Here is a 15,987-nt window from a genome sequence, read left to right on the forward strand (position 1 = left end):
CGGGAGGCGCTGCGGGGCGGGCTCCCGCCCCTTAAGGGATTAACGCTATGAACGGTGAGCTTCTGTTTGCCCAGGGGGTAGGCGTCGTCGCCTTTCTGGTCGGGATTACGACGTTCTTCAACCGCGATGAGCGTCGTTTCCGTCTGCAGCTGGCGCTGTACAGCGCGATCATCGGTGCCCATTTTTTTCTGATGGGCGCCAGCGCCGCCGGGATGAGCGCCGAGCTGAACGCGATCCGTTCGGTGGTGGCGACGCGCACACGCAATGTCTGGATTATGGCGCTATTTATTGCGCTGACCCTCGGGCTGGGCGGCTGGGAGCTGAAGCACCCGGTTGAAGTTCTGCCTATCGTGGGGACGATTGCTAGCACCTGGGCGCTGTTCCGCTGCCGCGGCCTGACCACCCGCTGTGTCATGTGGTGCTCCACCGCCTGCTGGGTGATCCACAATCTGTGGCTGGGCTCGCTGGGGGGCTCGCTGATCGAGGGCAGTTTCCTGCTGATCAATGGCTACAACATCGTCCGCTTTTACCGCATGCAGCGGCGCGGCATCGATCCCTTCCGCTCGTAGCCGTCAGTGAAACGTCTTCGGGCTAAACTCGAGATCCCACGGGCTTGCCGCGGCTTTCAGGCGGTGAAGAAACGGGCGCCGCGGCGCCCGTTATGCTATGCCATGGGGTGAGGTTATCCCAGCTCTGCGGCGCTATCGCCGGTGCTCTCCTCTGCCGCCATGCAGGCGGCCGCGGTGAACAGGACGTCCGTCGAGGAGTTGAGCGCGGTTTCGCAGGAGTCCTGCAGTACGCCGATAATAAAGCCGACCGCGACGACCTGCATGGCGATATCGCTACTGATGCCAAACAGGCTGCAGGCCAGCGGGATCAGCAGCAGGGAGCCGCCGGCAACCCCGGAGGCGCCGCAGGCGCAGACCGCCGCCACCAGGCTGAGCAGCAGCGCCGTCGGCAGATCGACGCTGATCTCCAGCGTATGCGCCGCCGCCAGCGTCAGGACGGTGATGGTGATGGCCGCGCCGGCCATATTGATGGTGGCGCCCAACGGAATGGAGACCGCATAGGTATCCTCATTGAGCCTCAGCTTCTTGCACAGCTCCATGTTGACCGGGATGTTGGCGGCCGAGCTACGGGTAAAGAACGCCGTCAGACCGCTTTCACGCAGGCAGGTGAAGACCAGCGGATAGGGATTCCGTCGGATTTTCCAAAACACGATGAGGGGGTTGAGGACCAGGGCGACCAGCAGCATGGCGCCGATCAGCACCATCAGCAGGTGGGCGTAGCCCCACAGGGCGTCAAACCCGGTTTCAGCCAGCGTCGAGGAGACCAGTCCGAAGATACCCAGCGGGGCAAAGCGGATCACCACGCGAACGATAAAGGTGACGCCGTAGGAGAGGTCGCCCACCACGCGTTTGGTGGTGTCTGAGGCATGGCGTAGGGCGACGCCCAGACCGATGGCCCAGGCCAGGATACCGATGAAGTTGCCGTTGGCCAGGGCGCGGAATGGGTTATCCACGACGTTCATCAGCAGGGACTGCAGCACCTCGACGATCCCGCCCGGCGGGGTGATATCGTTGGTGTGGCTGACGAGCGCCAGCTGCGACGGGAAGGCGAAGCTGACCACCACGGCTACCAGTGCGGCGGCGAATGTGCCAAGCAAATACAGCAGCACGATAGGCCGCATGTTGGTTTTCTGTCCCTGACGGTGGTTGGCGATGGAGGCCGCCACCAGAATGAAGACCAGCACCGGCGCGACGGCTTTCAGGGCGCTGACGAACAGCGTACCCAGCAGCCCGGCGGCGATGGCGCCGGATTGGGAGAACGAAGCCAGCGCGATCCCCAGTACCAGCCCTACCAGGATCTGTCCGACCAGGCTACCGCGCGTAATGAAACGCACGAATCCAGATTGTCTTTCCATAATCGATTACCCACTTGTTATATTTTTGGATTGCATGTCACGGATGCAATCTGTAACTAAATGTGTTTGCCACCCCAGTATAGGGAAATCGACCCAATAGGGAACGCTGAATTTATAAAATTCTGTCGCCGCACCGTAAATTTAACTCAAATTCTACTTTTTATTATATTTATTAACTATGGCGGCGAAATGCAGGGAAAAAAGCCAACCTTGCTCACATGGCAATTAGTGACATTAGAATAATTCACTAAAAAATTACCTATATATAAGAATTATTCTATAGGGGTTGGCGGGGTTTCTGACGTTTTGTCAGGGATAGCTCCCCGGTATTAGCATACCGGGGAAGATGAGTTATCGGGGGGAGTGCGCTGCGCGGCGATGGTTGACCCAGGCGTTAATCAGCAGGGTCAGCGCCAGGATTCCGGCGACGATACCCAGGGAGAAGGCGATGGGAATATGGTAGAAATCGACGATCAGCATCTTGATGCCGATGAAGGTCAGAATGGCCGCTAGCCCGTACTTTAACAGCGTAAAGCGCTCGGCCACGCCGGCCAGCAGGAAGTACATGGCACGCAGTCCCAGAATGGCGAACAGGTTGGAAGTCAATACCAGGAACGGATCGGTGGTCACGGCAAAGATCGCCGGAATGCTGTCGACGGCAAAGATCACGTCGCTCAGCTCGACCAGGATCAGCACCAGCAGCAGTGGGGTGGCGAACAGCGTACCGCTGCGGCGAGTAAAGAAGTGCTCGCTTTCAATGCTGTCGGTCATCCGCAGGTGGCGGCGCAGCCAGCGCACCAGCGGGCGGTCGCCGAGATCGCCTTCGTCATCGTGGGCCATGGCCATCTTAACGCCAGTAAATAGCAGGAAAGCGCCGAACAGGTAGAGGATCCACTGGAACTGGGTCACCAGCCAGCTACCGGCGAAGATCATTACGGTACGCAGGATGATTGCCCCCAGTACACCGTAGACCAGCACCCGGCGCTGCATGCTGGCCGGAACGGAGAAATAGCTGAACAGCATTAGCCAGACAAAGACGTTATCGACCGCCAGCGCCTTTTCGATCAAATAGCCGGTGAGGAATGCCAGCGCCTGCTGATCGGCGGCCGCGCGACCTAGGGTTTCACTCAGATAGAGCCAAAGACCGGCGTTGAACAGCAGCGCCAGGCTGACCCAGACCAGCGACCAGACGGCGGCCTGACGCATGGTCATCGCCTGGGCACCGCGCCGCCCCTGCAGCAGTAGATCGATAGCCAGCATAATCAGGATAATCAGGGCGAAGCTCCCCCATAGCCAGGGGGTGCCAACAGAGTTGAGCATGGAAGTCTCCTGTAAGGTTAATCAATAACGGGTGTCGGAGGGCGTACACCGTGCGTGCATTTATTAACCACGCGTTGCCTGTACCTCGCCTTCCGGCAAGGTCTCACTTACAACGCATCCACGGGCGGGAGCCCGCGGGGTTGCCCGGTAACCGGGTGCTGCGCACCGTAATGACGATTAACCGGCAAATAAGAAGTTACTCCCCTTTGCTGCGCAGAAAATAATGCAAAATGTGTCATTGGTCAATCCCTGTGCGCTGTTCCGGATAGGCATGAACCGCTGTTCTCTCAGATCGAGATGGCATAAGTAATCAGGGGGGCGCCCCATGCATCGCCAGGCGGAAGCCGCTATAGTGCCTGTTGGATAAGAGAAGGGTGGCAATGTCATGGCAGTTGCAAGAAAAACCAATCCACTGGCGATAGCGGGCCTGATCGCCCTGACGCTGATCTGGAGTTACAGCTGGATTGCGATGAAACAGGTAACACAGTATATCGGGGCGTTCGACTTTACCGCACTGCGCTGCGTCTGCGGCGCGCTGCTACTGCTGCTGGTGCTGCGATTGCGCGGGCGTGGTATGCGGCCGACGCCGTTTGGCTATACGCTGGCCATCGCGCTGCTGCAAACCTGCGGTATGGTCGGACTGGCCCAGTGGGCGCTCATGAGCGGCGGCGCCGGCAAGGTGGCGATCTTGAGCTATACCATGCCGTTTTGGGTGGTGATCATGGCCGCCCTGTTTCTTGGCGAACGGATGCGGCGCCTGCAGTATGCCGCGATTGCGGTGGCGGCCCTGGGATTGCTGCTGGTGCTGCAGCCGTGGAAGCTGGATCTCTCCTCGCTGCAAAGTGCGCTGCTGGCGGTGCTCTCCGGCATCAGCTGGGGGGCGAGCGCCATCGTGGCTAAGCGGATGTACGCCCGCTATCCGGGCGTTGATTTGCTGGGGCTAACGACCTGGCAGATGCTGTATGCCGCCGTGGTGATGAGCGTGGTGGCTTGGCTGGTGCCGCAGCGCAGCGTGGACTGGCAGCCCTATGTGTTCTGGGCGTTGGCCTACAGCGCGATTCTGGCGACGGCGCTGGCCTGGAGTCTGTGGCTGTTCGTGTTGAAAAATCTGCCGGCCGGGATCGCTAGCCTGAGCACCCTGGCGGTACCGGTCTGCGGGGTGCTGTTTTCCTGGTGGCTGCTGGGAGAGAACCCCGGTCCGGTCGAGGGGAGCGGTATTGTGCTGATCGCGCTGGCGCTGGCGGCGATTAGCATCAAGAGGCAGGGGCCCCAGGCGCAGAGCACCCGTCGATAGCGCTGGGCCGGCCGCCGTCGGCGGCCGGCGCGGCATCAGGCGCGATCGGCGGGAAATACCACCCCGGTTTGGCGGCGTATCTCGTCCAGCAGGCGGGCCGTGCTGAGCGCACGGGCGATCCCCGCGTGGGCCACCCGGCCCTCCCGTATCAGGCGGGCGAAGGCCTGCGCTTCATACTCCATGGTATTTTCACGCTGAACGACGCCTATCTCTTGCGCCGCGCCGCCGCGCGGGATCAGAGTTACCCGTTGGCATTGGGAGAGGTGCTCGATCACCAGGCTGCCCTCCTCGCCCTGGATCTCGCTGGGCAGCGCCGAATCGCTGACCTTGGAGTGAAACAGTACGACCTCAAAGCCGGGATAGCGCATGGCGACGTGGCCGTGGGCGTCAACGCCGGAGTCCAGCAGTACCGCTCCGGCGCTCACCCGCTGCGGCTCGCCGAACAGCGCGACGCCGCTGGCCAGGCAGTAAAAACCGATATCCATGATAGATCCGTTGGAAAAGGCCGGGTTAAAGGTATTGGGGTTTTCACCGTTGAGATAGCGGGGATAGCGGGAGGAGTATTGGCAGTAGTTGAGAAAGGCCTTGCGCAGGCGCCCAAGGCGCGGCAGCGCGCTACGGATGACGTCAAAGTTGGGCAGATAGGCGGTTTTAAAGGCTTCGAACAGAACGACGCCGTTGGCGCGGGCGCAGTCGAACGCGCGCTGGGCTTCCGCGTGGGTGGAGGCCAGCGGTTTCTCACAGATGACGTGCTTGCCATGGCGCAGCATCAGCAGCGTCTGGGCGCAGTGCAGGGCGTTGGGGCTGGCGATATAGACCGCGTCGACCTCCGGGCTGCAGGCCAGCGCCTCAAGGCTGTCGAAGCAGTGCACCGCTCCGTAGGGCGCGGCAAAATCGGCGGCCTGCTCCAGGCGGCGTGAATAGACGGCGCTGAGGCGATACTGGCCGCAGGCCAGCGCGGCATCGACAAAGCGCTGGGTAATCCAGTTGGTTCCGATGATAGCGAGGCGGATCATGACAGTCTCCCTGAGGATAAAAATTACCCGTCAGGCTAACACACTCGCTGTACGATCAATATACGCTTCCCTCAACATCCAGGCAGGTCAGGTAGAGCCGGGCATCAAACTCCAGCTGGTGATAGTCGGGCTCCATATGGCAACACAGGCTGTAGAAGGCCTTGTCGTGATTTTTTTCGCGCAGGTGGGCCAGTTCGTGCACCACGATCATCCGCAGCAGGGCCTCCGGCCCCTGACGGAACAGGCTGGCGATACGGATTTCTGCCTTGGCCTTCAGTCGGTTGCCCTGGACGCGGGATATGGCGCTGTGTAGGCCGAGCGCCTGTTGGATCACCTGAATGCGGCTATCGTACTGTACCCGGCTGAGGGGCGGGGTATTGCGCATGTAGCGATTTTTCAGGCTTTGTGCATAGTCATATAAGGCCCGGTCAGTCGTGATCGCATGGCGTTCGGGGTAGCGACGGCGCAGCGTATCGCCCAGGCGCCTGTGCTCCAACAGGGTACGAACCTGCGCCAGCAGGGGCTCCGGATAGCCGGCAAGGTAACTCAGGTGCGTCATTTGGCCCTCCTTCAGGTACAATGGCGGGCTATTGTACTTTATGCCCGCCTACGGCGGGGCACTTTTGCGGAGGGGCGATGAGCCAACTCGAATCCAGCGCCGGTTGTCCGGCTATCACCGGCCTGACGCTGGCGCGTTTTCCCCGTCAGTCTGACGATCCTTCCCTGCAGGCCTGGGAGGCCGCAGACGAATACCTGCTGCAGCAGATCGATCCGAGCCAGACGCAGGGACGCCCGACCATCATCTTTAACGATGCCTTTGGTGCGCTGGCCTGCGCTCTGCACGATCTGCGTCCCTACTCGGTGAGCGACTCCTACGTCAGCCAGCTGGCGACGCGCCATAATCTGCAGCTTAACGAGCTGGACGAGGATGCCATTACCCTGTTAGACAGCCTGAGCCCGCTGCCGGAGGCCCCCGCGCTGGTGGTGATTAAGCTGCCTAAAATGCTGGCGCTGCTGGAGCAACAGCTGCATGCGCTGCGGGCGGTGGTCGCGCCGGATACCCGCATTATCGCCGCGGCCAAGGCGCGCGATATTCATACCTCGACCCTACAGCTGTTTGAGTCGATCCTGGGGGAGACGCATACCTCTCTGGCGTGGAAAAAGGCCCGTCTGATTTACTGTCAGGTGGGCGAGCGTACGGTGGCGCCGGCGCCGGCTACGACCGTTTGGTCGCTGGAGGGGACGCCTTACACCATGCATAATCATGCAGGTGTCTTCTCCCGTGGCAGCCTGGATATCGGCGCGCGCTTTTTCCTGCAGCATCTGCCGGAGGGGCTACAGGGCGAGGTGGCCGATCTGGGCTGTGGCAACGGCGTGCTAGGGCTGGCGGCGCTGAGCGGCAGCCCGCAGGCGCGGGTGCTGTTTGCCGATGAATCCTATATGGCGGTGGCTTCGGCGCACCTGAACGTGCAGCATAACCGTCCGCAGGATTTGGCGCGCTGTGAGTTCTGGGTCGGTAACGGGCTGGCGGGGCGCGAAGGCGGCACGCTGGACGCCGTGCTGTGTAACCCGCCGTTCCATCAGCAGCATTCGATTACCGATCAGGTGGCGTGGGACATGTTCGTCGCCGCGCGTCGCTGTTTGAAGCGCAACGGGGCGCTGTATATCGTCGGTAACCGTCACCTGGATTATTATCCGAAGCTGCGTCGCCTGTTTGGCAACTGCGCTACCCTGGGAATGAACCGTAAATTTGTGGTGCTCAAGGCGGTGAAAACGGCCTGAATATCGCGTCAGAATTAAATAAACAATCATGGAAAGTGAATAGATATTGGTTGTAGTGTAACTTTTGGTTATGCTGAACGCGGTTATCCCCATTTCGCCGTTATCCCAATATTGTCTTCTGGCTCGACCGATCCGGGGCTGCCTTCGCATCGGTCGGGCCGGAAAAAGAAAAGGACTTTGCCATGGATCGTCGCACCCTGCTTAAATCCTCCGTCGCCCTGCTGGGCGCGCTGTCGCTCTCTGGCCCGGGCGCGCTGGCCCGGGCGCAGTCTGTCGCCCCAGGGCCCTCCGCGCCCGATGCTGACCATCCGCTGGCGCTGAATTTTAACGAGAATGCCCTCGGCATGTCGGCCCAGGCGCGCCAGGCGATCGCCGCCGCGTTGCCCGGGGCCTTTCGTTATCCCGATGCGGCGCGGGAGGCGCTGATTGCCGCGCTGGCCAGCGAGATGGCGCTGACGCCGGCCCACCTGTCGTTGGGCAATGGCTCCTCGGAGTGTATTCGTGCCATTCTGCAGGCGCAGGCGATCGCCGCACAGCGCCAGGGAAGGGCGGTGCAGCTGGTGGTGCCGGATCCCACCTTTAACTACGCAGAGCTGTATCTGCAGCCGCTGGGGGTCGAGGTGGTCAAGGTGCCGCTGGATGCGCAGCTGGGGTTCCCGCTGGCGGAGATGCAGCGGCGCACCCGCGCGTTTAATGGCCTGTCGCTGGTCTATCTGTGTAACCCGAACAATCCGACGGCGACCCTCACCTCGGCCGATGCGCTGGCGGCGTGGATCACTCAGGCGCCGCCGGATACCTTCTTTGTCATCGATGAGGCCTATGCCGAGTTTGTCAGCGATCCGGCCTTTCGCAGCGCCGTGACACTGGTGCAGGCGGGGCATGAGAATCTATTGGTGACGCGCACGTTCTCTAAGCTGTACGCGCTGGCCGGGCTGCGGGTGGGCTATGGGGTCGCGGCGCCGTCGGTCGCCGCGCAGAGTGAGGCGTTGATGTCGCTGGATAATACCAACAGCGCAGGCGCAGCTGCGGCGCTGGCCTCCCTGCAGGACCGCGTCTTCGTGGAGCACAGCCGCAAGACTATGGATCTCTCGCGGCAGATCGTGTGCGCGGCGCTGGATGAGCTGAAGCTGGCCTATCTGCCGTCGCAGGCCAACTTTATTTTTCATCAGGTTAACGGTGATGCCGCGCGTTACCAGGCGCGAATGAAGCAGCACCATATCCTGGTCGGCCGCCCCTTCCCTCCGTTAAATAACTGGAACCGTCTGACGCTGGGGACGCCGCAGGAGATGCAGCTGTTTGTCGCGCAGCTACACGCGTTCCGCCGTCAGGGATGGGTCTGAGCCCTGGAGAGACTTAGCGCGCGTCGGCGGGCGCGTCGCTTACCAGCGCAGCGTGACCTGAAACCCTCCGTCCGGCGCGTGGCTGAACTGTACCTGCATCCCATGCAGGGAGGCTATCTGACGGACGATGGAGAGACCCAGTCCACTGCCGGTTTTTTCCTGGCCCGGCGGACGGTAGAAGCGCTCGCCCAAGCGCTGCAGCACGGCGTCGCTGACGCCGGCGCCGTTATCGGTGATCTGCAGGCTGTGGCTGGTCAGCCGCAGGGTGACCTGGCTGCCCGCCGGGCTGTAGCGGATCGCGTTATCCAGTAGGTTGCGGAGCAGCAGAGAGAACAGCAGCGGCTGGATACGCCGGCATACCCTGGGATCGTCTACCGATAGCGCCAGGGCGACCCCTGCGGCATGGGCCTTCGCGTCCATGTCGATCACCGCCGTCTGTAGGAGCTCGGCCAGTGCCCGCGGCTGCACATCATCCAGCTGGGATAGCGAGTCGAGGCGCGATAGGGTCAACAGCTGATCCACCAGGCGGGTCGCGCGATCGATCCCCTGCTCCAGCTGGCCCAGCGCGCGCTGACGTAGGGCGATATCATCCTGCGCCAGCTGTACCACTTCGGCCTGAACTCGCAGCGCCGCCAGCGGGGTTCGCAGCTCATGGGCCGCGTCAGAGGTAAAGCGCCGCTCGCGCACCATCTGCGCGTTGGTACGGGCAAATAGGGTGTTGAGTGATTCGACCACCGGCCAGACCTCGCTGGGAATGGCATCGCGGGGTAACGGGGTGGCATCGTCCGGGCGCCGTCGCCCTAGCGCCGCCGCCAGGCGGTGCAAGGGCGCCAGCCCGCGGCTGACCACCAGCAGCAGCAGGATCACCATGACCGGTAGCGCAACCAGCCAAGGCACCATCTGCGCCCCGACGATGCTCAGCGCCATGTCGTTGCGATAGTCCCACTCCTGGCCGACTAAAATCCGGTAGCGTCCGTCCGGGGTGGTGAGCCACAGCAGCCGCCAGCTGTCATCGTCGTTATCCAGATAGCCATCGGTAAAGCCGTCCCCCTGGTAGCGATACACCAGATTATCGCCGTTGTCCCCGTCGTTGAGCAGCATGCGTCCATCGGCGTTGAAGATGGCGAAGGCCAGCGCGTCCTTATCCTGATCGCCGCGGTGTTTGCGTAGCAAATCATGGCTTTGTGGCAGCTGCAGCGGGTGCTTTAGCTGGCTGAGATCGAAGGCCAGCAGGCGTTTGGCAAACAGCATCTGCTGGGTGTCGAACAGCTCGTTGAGCGCGTCGCGCGTCTGATACCAGGTCAGGATGCTGGCGCTGCTCCAGACCAGCAGTACCAGGATCAAAAAGCCGCCGGTCAGCCTGGCGCGCAGGCTGTGGGTCAGCTGGCGGGACAGATGGCGCATCAGGCGTCTCCCAGCGTGTAGCCGACGCCGTGCACGGTGCGGATAAAGTGGCTGCCCAGCTTGCGGCGCAGATGGTGAATGTGGACCTCGACGGCGTTGCTGGAGACATCGTCATCCCAACTGTAGAGCTTCTCCTCGATCAGCGAGCGCGGCAGTACGCGCCCGGCGTTGCGCAGCAGCAGCTCCAGCAGGGCAAACTCCTTGGGTTTTAGCGGTAGCGACGCGCCGTCGAGGGTGGCGGTGAGGCTCAGGGGATCGAGGCTCACCGCGCCGTGGCTGAGCAGGGTTTGGGCCTGACCGTGGTTGCGGCGGATCAGGGCCTGCAGGCGTGCGGCGACCTCGATCAGGGCGAAGGGCTTACACAGGTAGTCGTCTGCGCCCTGCTGTAGCCCGATTACCCGCTGCTCCAGGGCATCGCGGGCGGTCAGGATCAGAACCGGCTCCGCGTGCCCCGCCTCGCGCCAGCGGCGCAGGATTTCCAGCCCATCGATGCCCGGCAGGCTCAGGTCGAGGATCACGGCGTCATAGGGCGCGCTCTCCAGCGCCGTCATACCCTGCAGCCCATCGGTAAACCAGTCCAAGCTAAATCCCATCTTACTCAATCCGGCTTTAATGCCGTCGCCGATCAGGCGATCGTCTTCAATTAACAGTACGCGCATATGCTCATTTTCCCTTGACTACTGCGCCTGATTTAACCGTGTGGCAAGCGTTTTGTACAGCGTTAGCGCTGCGTAATCGGGCACTATCGGCGGTGATAAAAAAAATTGGGCGCTATGATACATACTTAAGATCTTGTTAAGGACTGTTTGGTGTAATGCACTCATCGGCAGTCAGCGAGGCTGCTTTCTGAATTCCATAACGGGAGAACAATGATGAAAAAAAGTGCTGCTATTTTCGCTATTCTGGCCCTGTGCAGTGCACCGGTTCTGGCTCAGACAGGTGGATTCTCTGGCCCGGGTACGACGCAACAGGTTCAGAATACCCAGCAGAGCGGCGGCTTTGTCGGCGGCCAGCAGGCGGTGACTACCGTGGCGAAGGCGAAAGATCTCAACGATAACAGCTGGGTTGTGCTGCAGGGCAACATTGAACAGCGCGTGCGCGGCGACCACTACACTTTCCGCGATGCCACCGGTACCATTGAAGTTGAGATCGACCACAAGTACTGGAACGGGCAGACCGTAACGCCGAAAGACAAGGTGGAGATCCAGGGTGAGGTCGACAAAGATTGGAACACCACCAAGATCGATGTTAAGCGCCTACATAAGATGAACTGATTAATGCAGCGAAGGTGAGCATGGCGGCGCCGTCCCGGTTGGACGGCGCCGTTTTTTATTACAGCACGTGTTCGGTGCGGGCGATGATATCGTCCTGGGTATCCGGCGACAGCGCGGTAAAGAATGCCGAATAGCCGGCGACGCGTACCACCAGATCGCGGTAGCGCTCAGGGTGTGCCTTGGCATCGAGCAGGGTATCGCGTGAGATGATGTTGTACTGGATATGCCACCCCTTATGAACCTCAAAGAAGGTGCGCAGCAGCAGCATCAGCTTTTGGCGATCGCGCTCATTCTCTAGCGTTGCAGGGTTGAGCTTCTGGTTCAGCAGCACCCCGCCCAGGATGGCTCGGGTCGGCAGCTTGCCGACCGAGCCCATCACCGCCGTCGGTCCGATACGGTCGGTGCCGGAGGCGGGACTGGCGCCTTCCGCCAGCGGCGTATGGGCCTTACGGCCGTCCGGCGTGGCCAGCGTGGCGGCGCCGAAGGGGACGTTGGCCGAGATCGACGAGGTGCCGGCGTAGTAGCCGCCGCCGACCGGCCCGCGACCGTGACGTGGGTTGCAGTAGTGGGACAGCTCATCAATATAGCCGTCATAGGCCCGCACCAGCAGTGCGTCCACGCTGTCATCGTCGTTGCCGTACTTGGGCGCACCGTTGAGCAGGCGCTGGCGCAGCAGCTCATGCTGCGGGCCGTTAAAGTCCTGCGCCAGCGCGTCGGCCAGATCCTGCTGGCGGATACTGCCCTGCTCAAAGACCAGCTTTTTCACCGCGGCCAGACTGTTGCCCAGGTTGGCGATACCGACCTGTAGGCCAGAGACCCAGTCATATTTGGCCCCGCCCTGTTTGATACTCTTGGCGCGCTCGATACAGTCATCCACCAGTGCGGAGCAGAGAATGTCGTGGGCGTTCTCCTCCAGCACCGTATCAACCACGTATTCGATCTCGATAGATTTGCGCGTGTAGTAGCGGATCTGGTGCTCCCAGGCGGTCATCACCTGCTCGAAATCCGCGAAGTTCCCCTGTGACAGCGCCTGTGGCTGTGGTAGGAAAATGTCGCCGCTGGTGGCGTCGCGTCCCCCCTCTAGCGCCGCCAGCATGACGCGGGCAACGTTGATAAAGCTCATCCCGGTGCAGCGGTAGCCCCATTTTCCCGCCACGGCGGTCTCAATACAGCCGATGGCGGCGTACTGATAGGCATCCTGTGGTGCGACGCCAAGGTCGATAAAGGCCGGAATGACGATCTCATCGTTATTGAACGCCGGCATGCCAAAGCCGCAACGGATCACCTGAGTACAGGCCTCGAGGAAGTCGTCGCTGATCCCGGCATGGTAGCGTACGCTCAGATTGGGTTGGGTGGAGCGCAGGCGTCCGCAGGACTCCAGAATGGCGTAGGAGAGGGGATTCACCGCATCCTGCGGCGTGCCGTCCACCAGATTCTGACCGCCGATGGTGACGTTCTGGTATAGCGGGCTGCCCGCCGAGGCCTTGGAATGGGTGCCGGAACGGATCTTGTTGACCTCCAGCAGCTTCAGCCAGCAGCTTTGCAGCAGCTCAATGGCCTGCTCGCGGCTGAGGCGATGCTCCAGCTCGACATCGCGGCGATACCAGGGGTAGAGATACTGATCCATGCGGCCAAAGGAGACGGAGTGGCCGTTCGATTCGATCTGCAGCAGCAGCTGGATAAAGTAGCACAGCTGCAGCGCCTGCCAGAAGCTCTGCGGTGGTCGGTGGGCGATGTGTTCACAGCCGTCGGCGATGGTGAGCAGCTCGCTGCGCCGTTCGGCCCGCGGCTCATCGACGACCATGCGTCGGGCCAGGGCGGCGAAACGCAGGCAGTGCTGGCTAACCGCCTCGAGCGTGATATCGACGGCCTTGAGGAACTGTTCGCCGTGCAGATCGTCCAGCTGCGTCAGATCGATGCGACGACGACGCGCGGCAACCCGCTCGCGCAGCCCATCTAGACCGATCTCCAGCAGCAGCGGATAGTTGACCGCCAGGTGGGCGTCGCCGGAGGTCATGTTGCCCTCCGCCTTGATGATGCCGCTGGCCAGCAGCGCCTTCTGCTCATCGGTAAACATGCCGTAGCAGCGATCTTGCACGGTTTGCCCGCGCCACCATGGGCAGACGCGGTGCAGAACCGCTTTGTCCTCCTCCGTGACGTTGAAACCGGCGCCGGGGCGATCGGCCAGATCGTCGATCTCCTTCTCGATCCAGCTTACCGTATACTCCGGGAAGATCGGCGCCGCGCGTACCCGGCTGGCCTGATTACCCACGATCAGCTCATCATGGTTAATCCAGATGGTGCGACGGGTCAGGTGCTCCGCCAGCGCCAGCGCGCGGCGTACCGGCACAGGTTTGTCCAGATGACGCTGGTAGGCCTCGGTGTAGTGAACCGCCCGCTCGGTGCAGATCGGCGGCATGACGATATGGATCAGCGCCTCTTTATGCGCCCGGATACGCGCACTCAGGGTGTTCAGCTGCAGTATGGTCATCGTATTATCCTCCCAGAATCACGCTCAGACCGCGCTGGCACGCATACTCGCGCGCCGCATCGAGCAAAGCGGGATCGTTTAGTGGCTGCGCAGGTGCCAGATAAGGCTGACCGAGCAGACGGTATTTATTGCGCCCCAGTGTGTGGTAGGGCAGGAAATGAATCTCGCGGACGGTGAGCGCTGCGGCGGCAAAGTCGACGATCCGGCGGATATCGCCGAGGTTGGCGTTAAAGCCGGGGATCAGCGGCACGCGCAGGATCAGCGTCGCATCTGCGGCGGCCAGGCGCGCCAGATTATCCATAACCCGCCGCGCGCTGCCGCCGGTCCACTCACGGAAGCGCGCTTCATCGACGTGCTTGAGATCCGCTAGGAACAGATTGGTATGGGGCAGCGCCGGGGCGATATAGCGCCAGGGCACATGCAGACAGGTCTCAACGGCGGTGTGGATCCCCGACTGATGACAGCGCCGGAGCAGCGTTTCGGCCAGCGTCGGCTGCATAAAGGGCTCGCCGCCGGAGAGCGTGATGCCGCCGCCGCTGCGTTGATAGAAAGGGCGATCGCGCTCAGCCTGGCGCAGGATCTCATCGACGGGGAGTGCCTCACCGCAGACCGTCAGCGCCTGGCTGGGACAGCACTCGCGCAGGCGCTCAAGGGCGTCGGCATCGGCCCGTTGGCGCCGCAGTGTAAGCCCCTGGCCAGTGCGTATGGCGACCGCGGGGGCGGCCCGCTGGCATAGCGTGCACTCCGCCAGACAGCTGCGTTCGTCATACAGCAGCTGGGGCGTTCGGGTCAGACTCTCTGGATTCTGACACCAGCGGCATGCCAGGGAACAGCCTTTGAGGAAGATCACCGTGCGGATCCCCGGGCCATCGTGGGTGGAGTAACGCTGGATATTAAAGATCATCGTCAAGGCTCCGTTTTCTTCTTATGAAGATTAAATAACTTTCGAATGAAAGTTGATTTGATTTTAATCAATAATTGGAGCGCTTTTCGCCGCTATACTGAACAAAAATTAGCCCTGCGTCACCTTTGATTAAGGACATAAGCATGGAACTCTATCTCGACACAGCCGACGGCGCGGCCGTTCAGCGCCTGGCCCGTCTCCTGCCGCTGGCGGGTGTCACCACCAATCCCAGCATTCTGGCCCGCAGTGGCCTGTCGCCCGCGCAGGCGCTACCGCGCCTGTACGATGCGCTGGGCGGCCGCGGCCGTCTGTTTGCCCAGGTGATGGCGAACGATGCGCAGGGCATGGTGAGCGAGGCGCGCGCGCTACGCGCCATCGTGGACAATCTGGTGGTGAAGGTGCCGGTGACGGCGGAAGGATTAGCAGCAATTAAGTTGTTGAAACAGGAAGGTATTCCTACACTTGGTACCGCGGTATACGGGGCCGGGCAAGGGCTGTTGGCGGCGCTGGCCGGTGCCGACTATATCGCGCCCTACGTTAACCGGCTGGATGCGCAGGGGGGAGATGGGATTCAGACGGTAGAGGCGCTGCAGCGTCTACTGACCCTGCATGCGCCGCAGGCCACGGTGCTGGCCGCCAGCTTCAAGAATGCCCGTCAGGCGCTGGACTGTCTGTTGGCGGGCTGCGGCGCGATTACCCTGCCGGTGGAGGTCGCCGAGCAGTTTATCAGCGCCCCTGCCGTCACGGCCGCGGTTGCCCAGTTTGAGCAGGATTGGCAGGATGCCTTTGGCCGTCGCACGCTGTAATCCCTCCCTTCCGTGTGGACTATCGTCCGCCGCCGCGCGGACGGGAGCCCGCCCTTTAGCGCCTCTGCTTTCCTTTCCCGCCGCGTAGATAATATGGACTAGGCCGTTATACGCGTCGCTTGCGCGCGTGGGCGGGGGGGAGGAAAAGGGACAATATCGTTTACCAACAAAAAAGCCACCTCGTTGAGGGTGGCTTAATCGATTGAATCTAAAGCTAAAATTTGGTGGCCCCTGTTGGGTTTGAACCAACGACCAAGCGATTATGAGTCGCCTGCTCTAACCACTGAGCTAAGGGGCCGAATGGCGAGGATTATAGAGTAAATCAAGGGGGAAGATCCAGTGCTAGCGCAGCGGACGCCGCTTTTTTGAACATGGCTAGCTCGTTGTTATTACGGTAAGATTTCGGGTACGACGAGAATGCAAAGGCGACGT

General features: G+C 61.6%; 14 protein-coding genes and 1 tRNA gene. 6 read left to right on the plus strand and 9 right to left on the minus strand.

The window, feature by feature from the left end; all coding sequences use genetic code 11:
- Positions 1 to 47: 47 nt before the first annotated feature.
- On the plus strand, positions 48 to 569 hold the full coding sequence (locus tag ETEE_RS09970) for a YgjV family protein (protein ID WP_034162854.1): 522 nt from the start codon (positions 48 to 50) through the stop codon (positions 567 to 569).
- A 113-nt stretch (positions 570 to 682) separates the two neighbouring features.
- Here ETEE_RS09970 and sstT read toward each other — a convergent pair whose 3' ends face one another.
- Together sstT and ETEE_RS09980 are read right to left on the minus strand one after the other, a co-directional pair.
- A complete protein-coding gene (sstT, locus tag ETEE_RS09975; RefSeq protein ID WP_034162853.1) occupies positions 683 to 1,924 on the minus strand; it encodes a serine/threonine transporter SstT in 1,242 nt (413 codons plus the stop codon).
- Between the two features lie 351 nt (positions 1,925 to 2,275).
- Positions 2,276 to 3,244, minus strand: coding sequence for a TerC family protein (locus tag ETEE_RS09980; protein ID WP_034162852.1), 969 nt, complete (start codon positions 3,242 to 3,244; stop codon positions 2,276 to 2,278).
- Between the two features lie 385 nt (positions 3,245 to 3,629).
- Here ETEE_RS09980 and ETEE_RS09985 point away from each other — a divergent pair, with 385 nt between their 5' ends.
- Complete coding sequence (locus tag ETEE_RS09985; RefSeq protein WP_034162851.1) at positions 3,630 to 4,538, plus strand: DMT family transporter; 909 nt, start codon at positions 3,630 to 3,632, stop codon at positions 4,536 to 4,538.
- A gap of 35 nt (positions 4,539 to 4,573) precedes the next feature.
- Here the strand turns inward: ETEE_RS09985 and ETEE_RS09990 are convergent, their stop codons facing one another.
- Together ETEE_RS09990 and ETEE_RS09995 are read right to left on the minus strand one after the other, a co-directional pair.
- The gene (locus ETEE_RS09990) at positions 4,574 to 5,554 is read right to left on the minus strand and encodes a Gfo/Idh/MocA family protein (protein WP_034162850.1); all 981 of its coding nucleotides are present in this window, start codon (positions 5,552 to 5,554) and stop codon (positions 4,574 to 4,576) included.
- A gap of 55 nt (positions 5,555 to 5,609) precedes the next feature.
- Entirely contained in the window at positions 5,610 to 6,113 is a 504-nt protein-coding gene (locus ETEE_RS09995) for a M48 metallopeptidase family protein (protein ID WP_034162848.1), read from the minus strand.
- A gap of 77 nt (positions 6,114 to 6,190) precedes the next feature.
- Between ETEE_RS09995 and rlmG the strand changes: the two genes are divergently transcribed.
- Positions 6,191 to 7,336, plus strand: a complete 1,146-nt coding sequence (rlmG, locus tag ETEE_RS10000) for a 23S rRNA (guanine(1835)-N(2))-methyltransferase RlmG (protein WP_034162847.1) — start codon at positions 6,191 to 6,193, stop codon at positions 7,334 to 7,336.
- A gap of 182 nt (positions 7,337 to 7,518) precedes the next feature.
- Positions 7,519 to 8,676, plus strand: coding sequence for a pyridoxal phosphate-dependent aminotransferase (locus tag ETEE_RS10005; protein WP_034162846.1), 1,158 nt, complete (start codon positions 7,519 to 7,521; stop codon positions 8,674 to 8,676).
- Between the two features lie 39 nt (positions 8,677 to 8,715).
- On the opposite strand, the gene qseC is transcribed toward ETEE_RS10005, so the two are convergent.
- Both qseC and qseB read right to left on the minus strand, forming a co-directional pair.
- Positions 8,716 to 10,080 carry a quorum sensing histidine kinase QseC gene (qseC, locus tag ETEE_RS10010; protein WP_034162845.1) on the minus strand — a complete coding sequence of 455 codons (1,365 nt, stop codon included), beginning with the start codon at positions 10,078 to 10,080 and terminating at the stop codon, positions 8,716 to 8,718.
- Entirely contained in the window at positions 10,080 to 10,739 is a 660-nt protein-coding gene (qseB, locus tag ETEE_RS10015; RefSeq protein WP_034162844.1) for a quorum sensing response regulator transcription factor QseB, read from the minus strand. Before qseB ends, qseC begins: the two co-directional genes overlap by 1 nt.
- Positions 10,740 to 10,952: 213 nt before the next feature.
- On the opposite strand from qseB, the gene ETEE_RS10020 reads away from it, so the two are divergent.
- The gene (locus ETEE_RS10020; RefSeq protein WP_034162843.1) at positions 10,953 to 11,354 is read left to right on the plus strand and encodes a YgiW/YdeI family stress tolerance OB fold protein; all 402 of its coding nucleotides are present in this window, start codon (positions 10,953 to 10,955) and stop codon (positions 11,352 to 11,354) included.
- A 58-nt stretch (positions 11,355 to 11,412) separates the two neighbouring features.
- On the opposite strand, the gene ETEE_RS10025 is transcribed toward ETEE_RS10020, so the two are convergent.
- Both ETEE_RS10025 and ETEE_RS10030 read right to left on the minus strand, forming a co-directional pair.
- Entirely contained in the window at positions 11,413 to 13,845 is a 2,433-nt protein-coding gene (locus ETEE_RS10025) for a formate C-acetyltransferase/glycerol dehydratase family glycyl radical enzyme (protein WP_034162842.1), read from the minus strand.
- A 4-nt stretch (positions 13,846 to 13,849) separates the two neighbouring features.
- Positions 13,850 to 14,749, minus strand: a complete 900-nt coding sequence (locus ETEE_RS10030; RefSeq protein ID WP_034162841.1) for a glycyl-radical enzyme activating protein — start codon at positions 14,747 to 14,749, stop codon at positions 13,850 to 13,852.
- 143 nt (positions 14,750 to 14,892) lie between these two features.
- On the opposite strand from ETEE_RS10030, the gene fsa reads away from it, so the two are divergent.
- Positions 14,893 to 15,555 (plus strand): fructose-6-phosphate aldolase, encoded by a 663-nt coding sequence (fsa, locus tag ETEE_RS10035; RefSeq protein WP_034162840.1) that lies wholly within the window; start codon positions 14,893 to 14,895, stop codon positions 15,553 to 15,555.
- A 222-nt stretch (positions 15,556 to 15,777) separates the two neighbouring features.
- Here fsa and ETEE_RS10040 read toward each other — a convergent pair.
- A tRNA-Ile gene (locus tag ETEE_RS10040) sits at positions 15,778 to 15,853 on the minus strand.
- Positions 15,854 to 15,987: the final 134 nt, after the last annotated feature.

It is taken from the genome of Edwardsiella anguillarum ET080813 (assembly GCF_000264765.2).
GTDB classification, from domain to species: Bacteria; Pseudomonadota; Gammaproteobacteria; order Enterobacterales; family Enterobacteriaceae; genus Edwardsiella; species Edwardsiella anguillarum.

Coding starts and splice junctions, on each gene's coding strand:
- ETEE_RS10025 (WP_034162842.1), bottom strand. CDS start 13,845: ATGACCATACTGCAGCTGAACACCCTGAGTGCGCGTATCCGGGCGCAT.
- ETEE_RS10005 (WP_034162846.1), top strand. CDS start 7,519: ATGGATCGTCGCACCCTGCTTAAATCCTCCGTCGCCCTGCTGGGCGCG.
- sstT (WP_034162853.1), bottom strand. CDS start 1,924: ATGGAAAGACAATCTGGATTCGTGCGTTTCATTACGCGCGGTAGCCTG.
- ETEE_RS09970 (WP_034162854.1), top strand. CDS start 48: ATGAACGGTGAGCTTCTGTTTGCCCAGGGGGTAGGCGTCGTCGCCTTT.
- rlmG (WP_034162847.1), top strand. CDS start 6,191: ATGAGCCAACTCGAATCCAGCGCCGGTTGTCCGGCTATCACCGGCCTG.
- ETEE_RS10030 (WP_034162841.1), bottom strand. CDS start 14,749: ATGATCTTTAATATCCAGCGTTACTCCACCCACGATGGCCCGGGGATC.
- ETEE_RS10020 (WP_034162843.1), top strand. CDS start 10,953: ATGAAAAAAAGTGCTGCTATTTTCGCTATTCTGGCCCTGTGCAGTGCA.
- ETEE_RS09985 (WP_034162851.1), top strand. CDS start 3,630: ATGGCAGTTGCAAGAAAAACCAATCCACTGGCGATAGCGGGCCTGATC.
- qseB (WP_034162844.1), bottom strand. CDS start 10,739: ATGCGCGTACTGTTAATTGAAGACGATCGCCTGATCGGCGACGGCATT.
- fsa (WP_034162840.1), top strand. CDS start 14,893: ATGGAACTCTATCTCGACACAGCCGACGGCGCGGCCGTTCAGCGCCTG.
- ETEE_RS09995 (WP_034162848.1), bottom strand. CDS start 6,113: ATGACGCACCTGAGTTACCTTGCCGGCTATCCGGAGCCCCTGCTGGCG.
- qseC (WP_034162845.1), bottom strand. CDS start 10,080: ATGCGCCATCTGTCCCGCCAGCTGACCCACAGCCTGCGCGCCAGGCTG.
- ETEE_RS09980 (WP_034162852.1), bottom strand. CDS start 3,244: ATGCTCAACTCTGTTGGCACCCCCTGGCTATGGGGGAGCTTCGCCCTG.
- ETEE_RS09990 (WP_034162850.1), bottom strand. CDS start 5,554: ATGATCCGCCTCGCTATCATCGGAACCAACTGGATTACCCAGCGCTTT.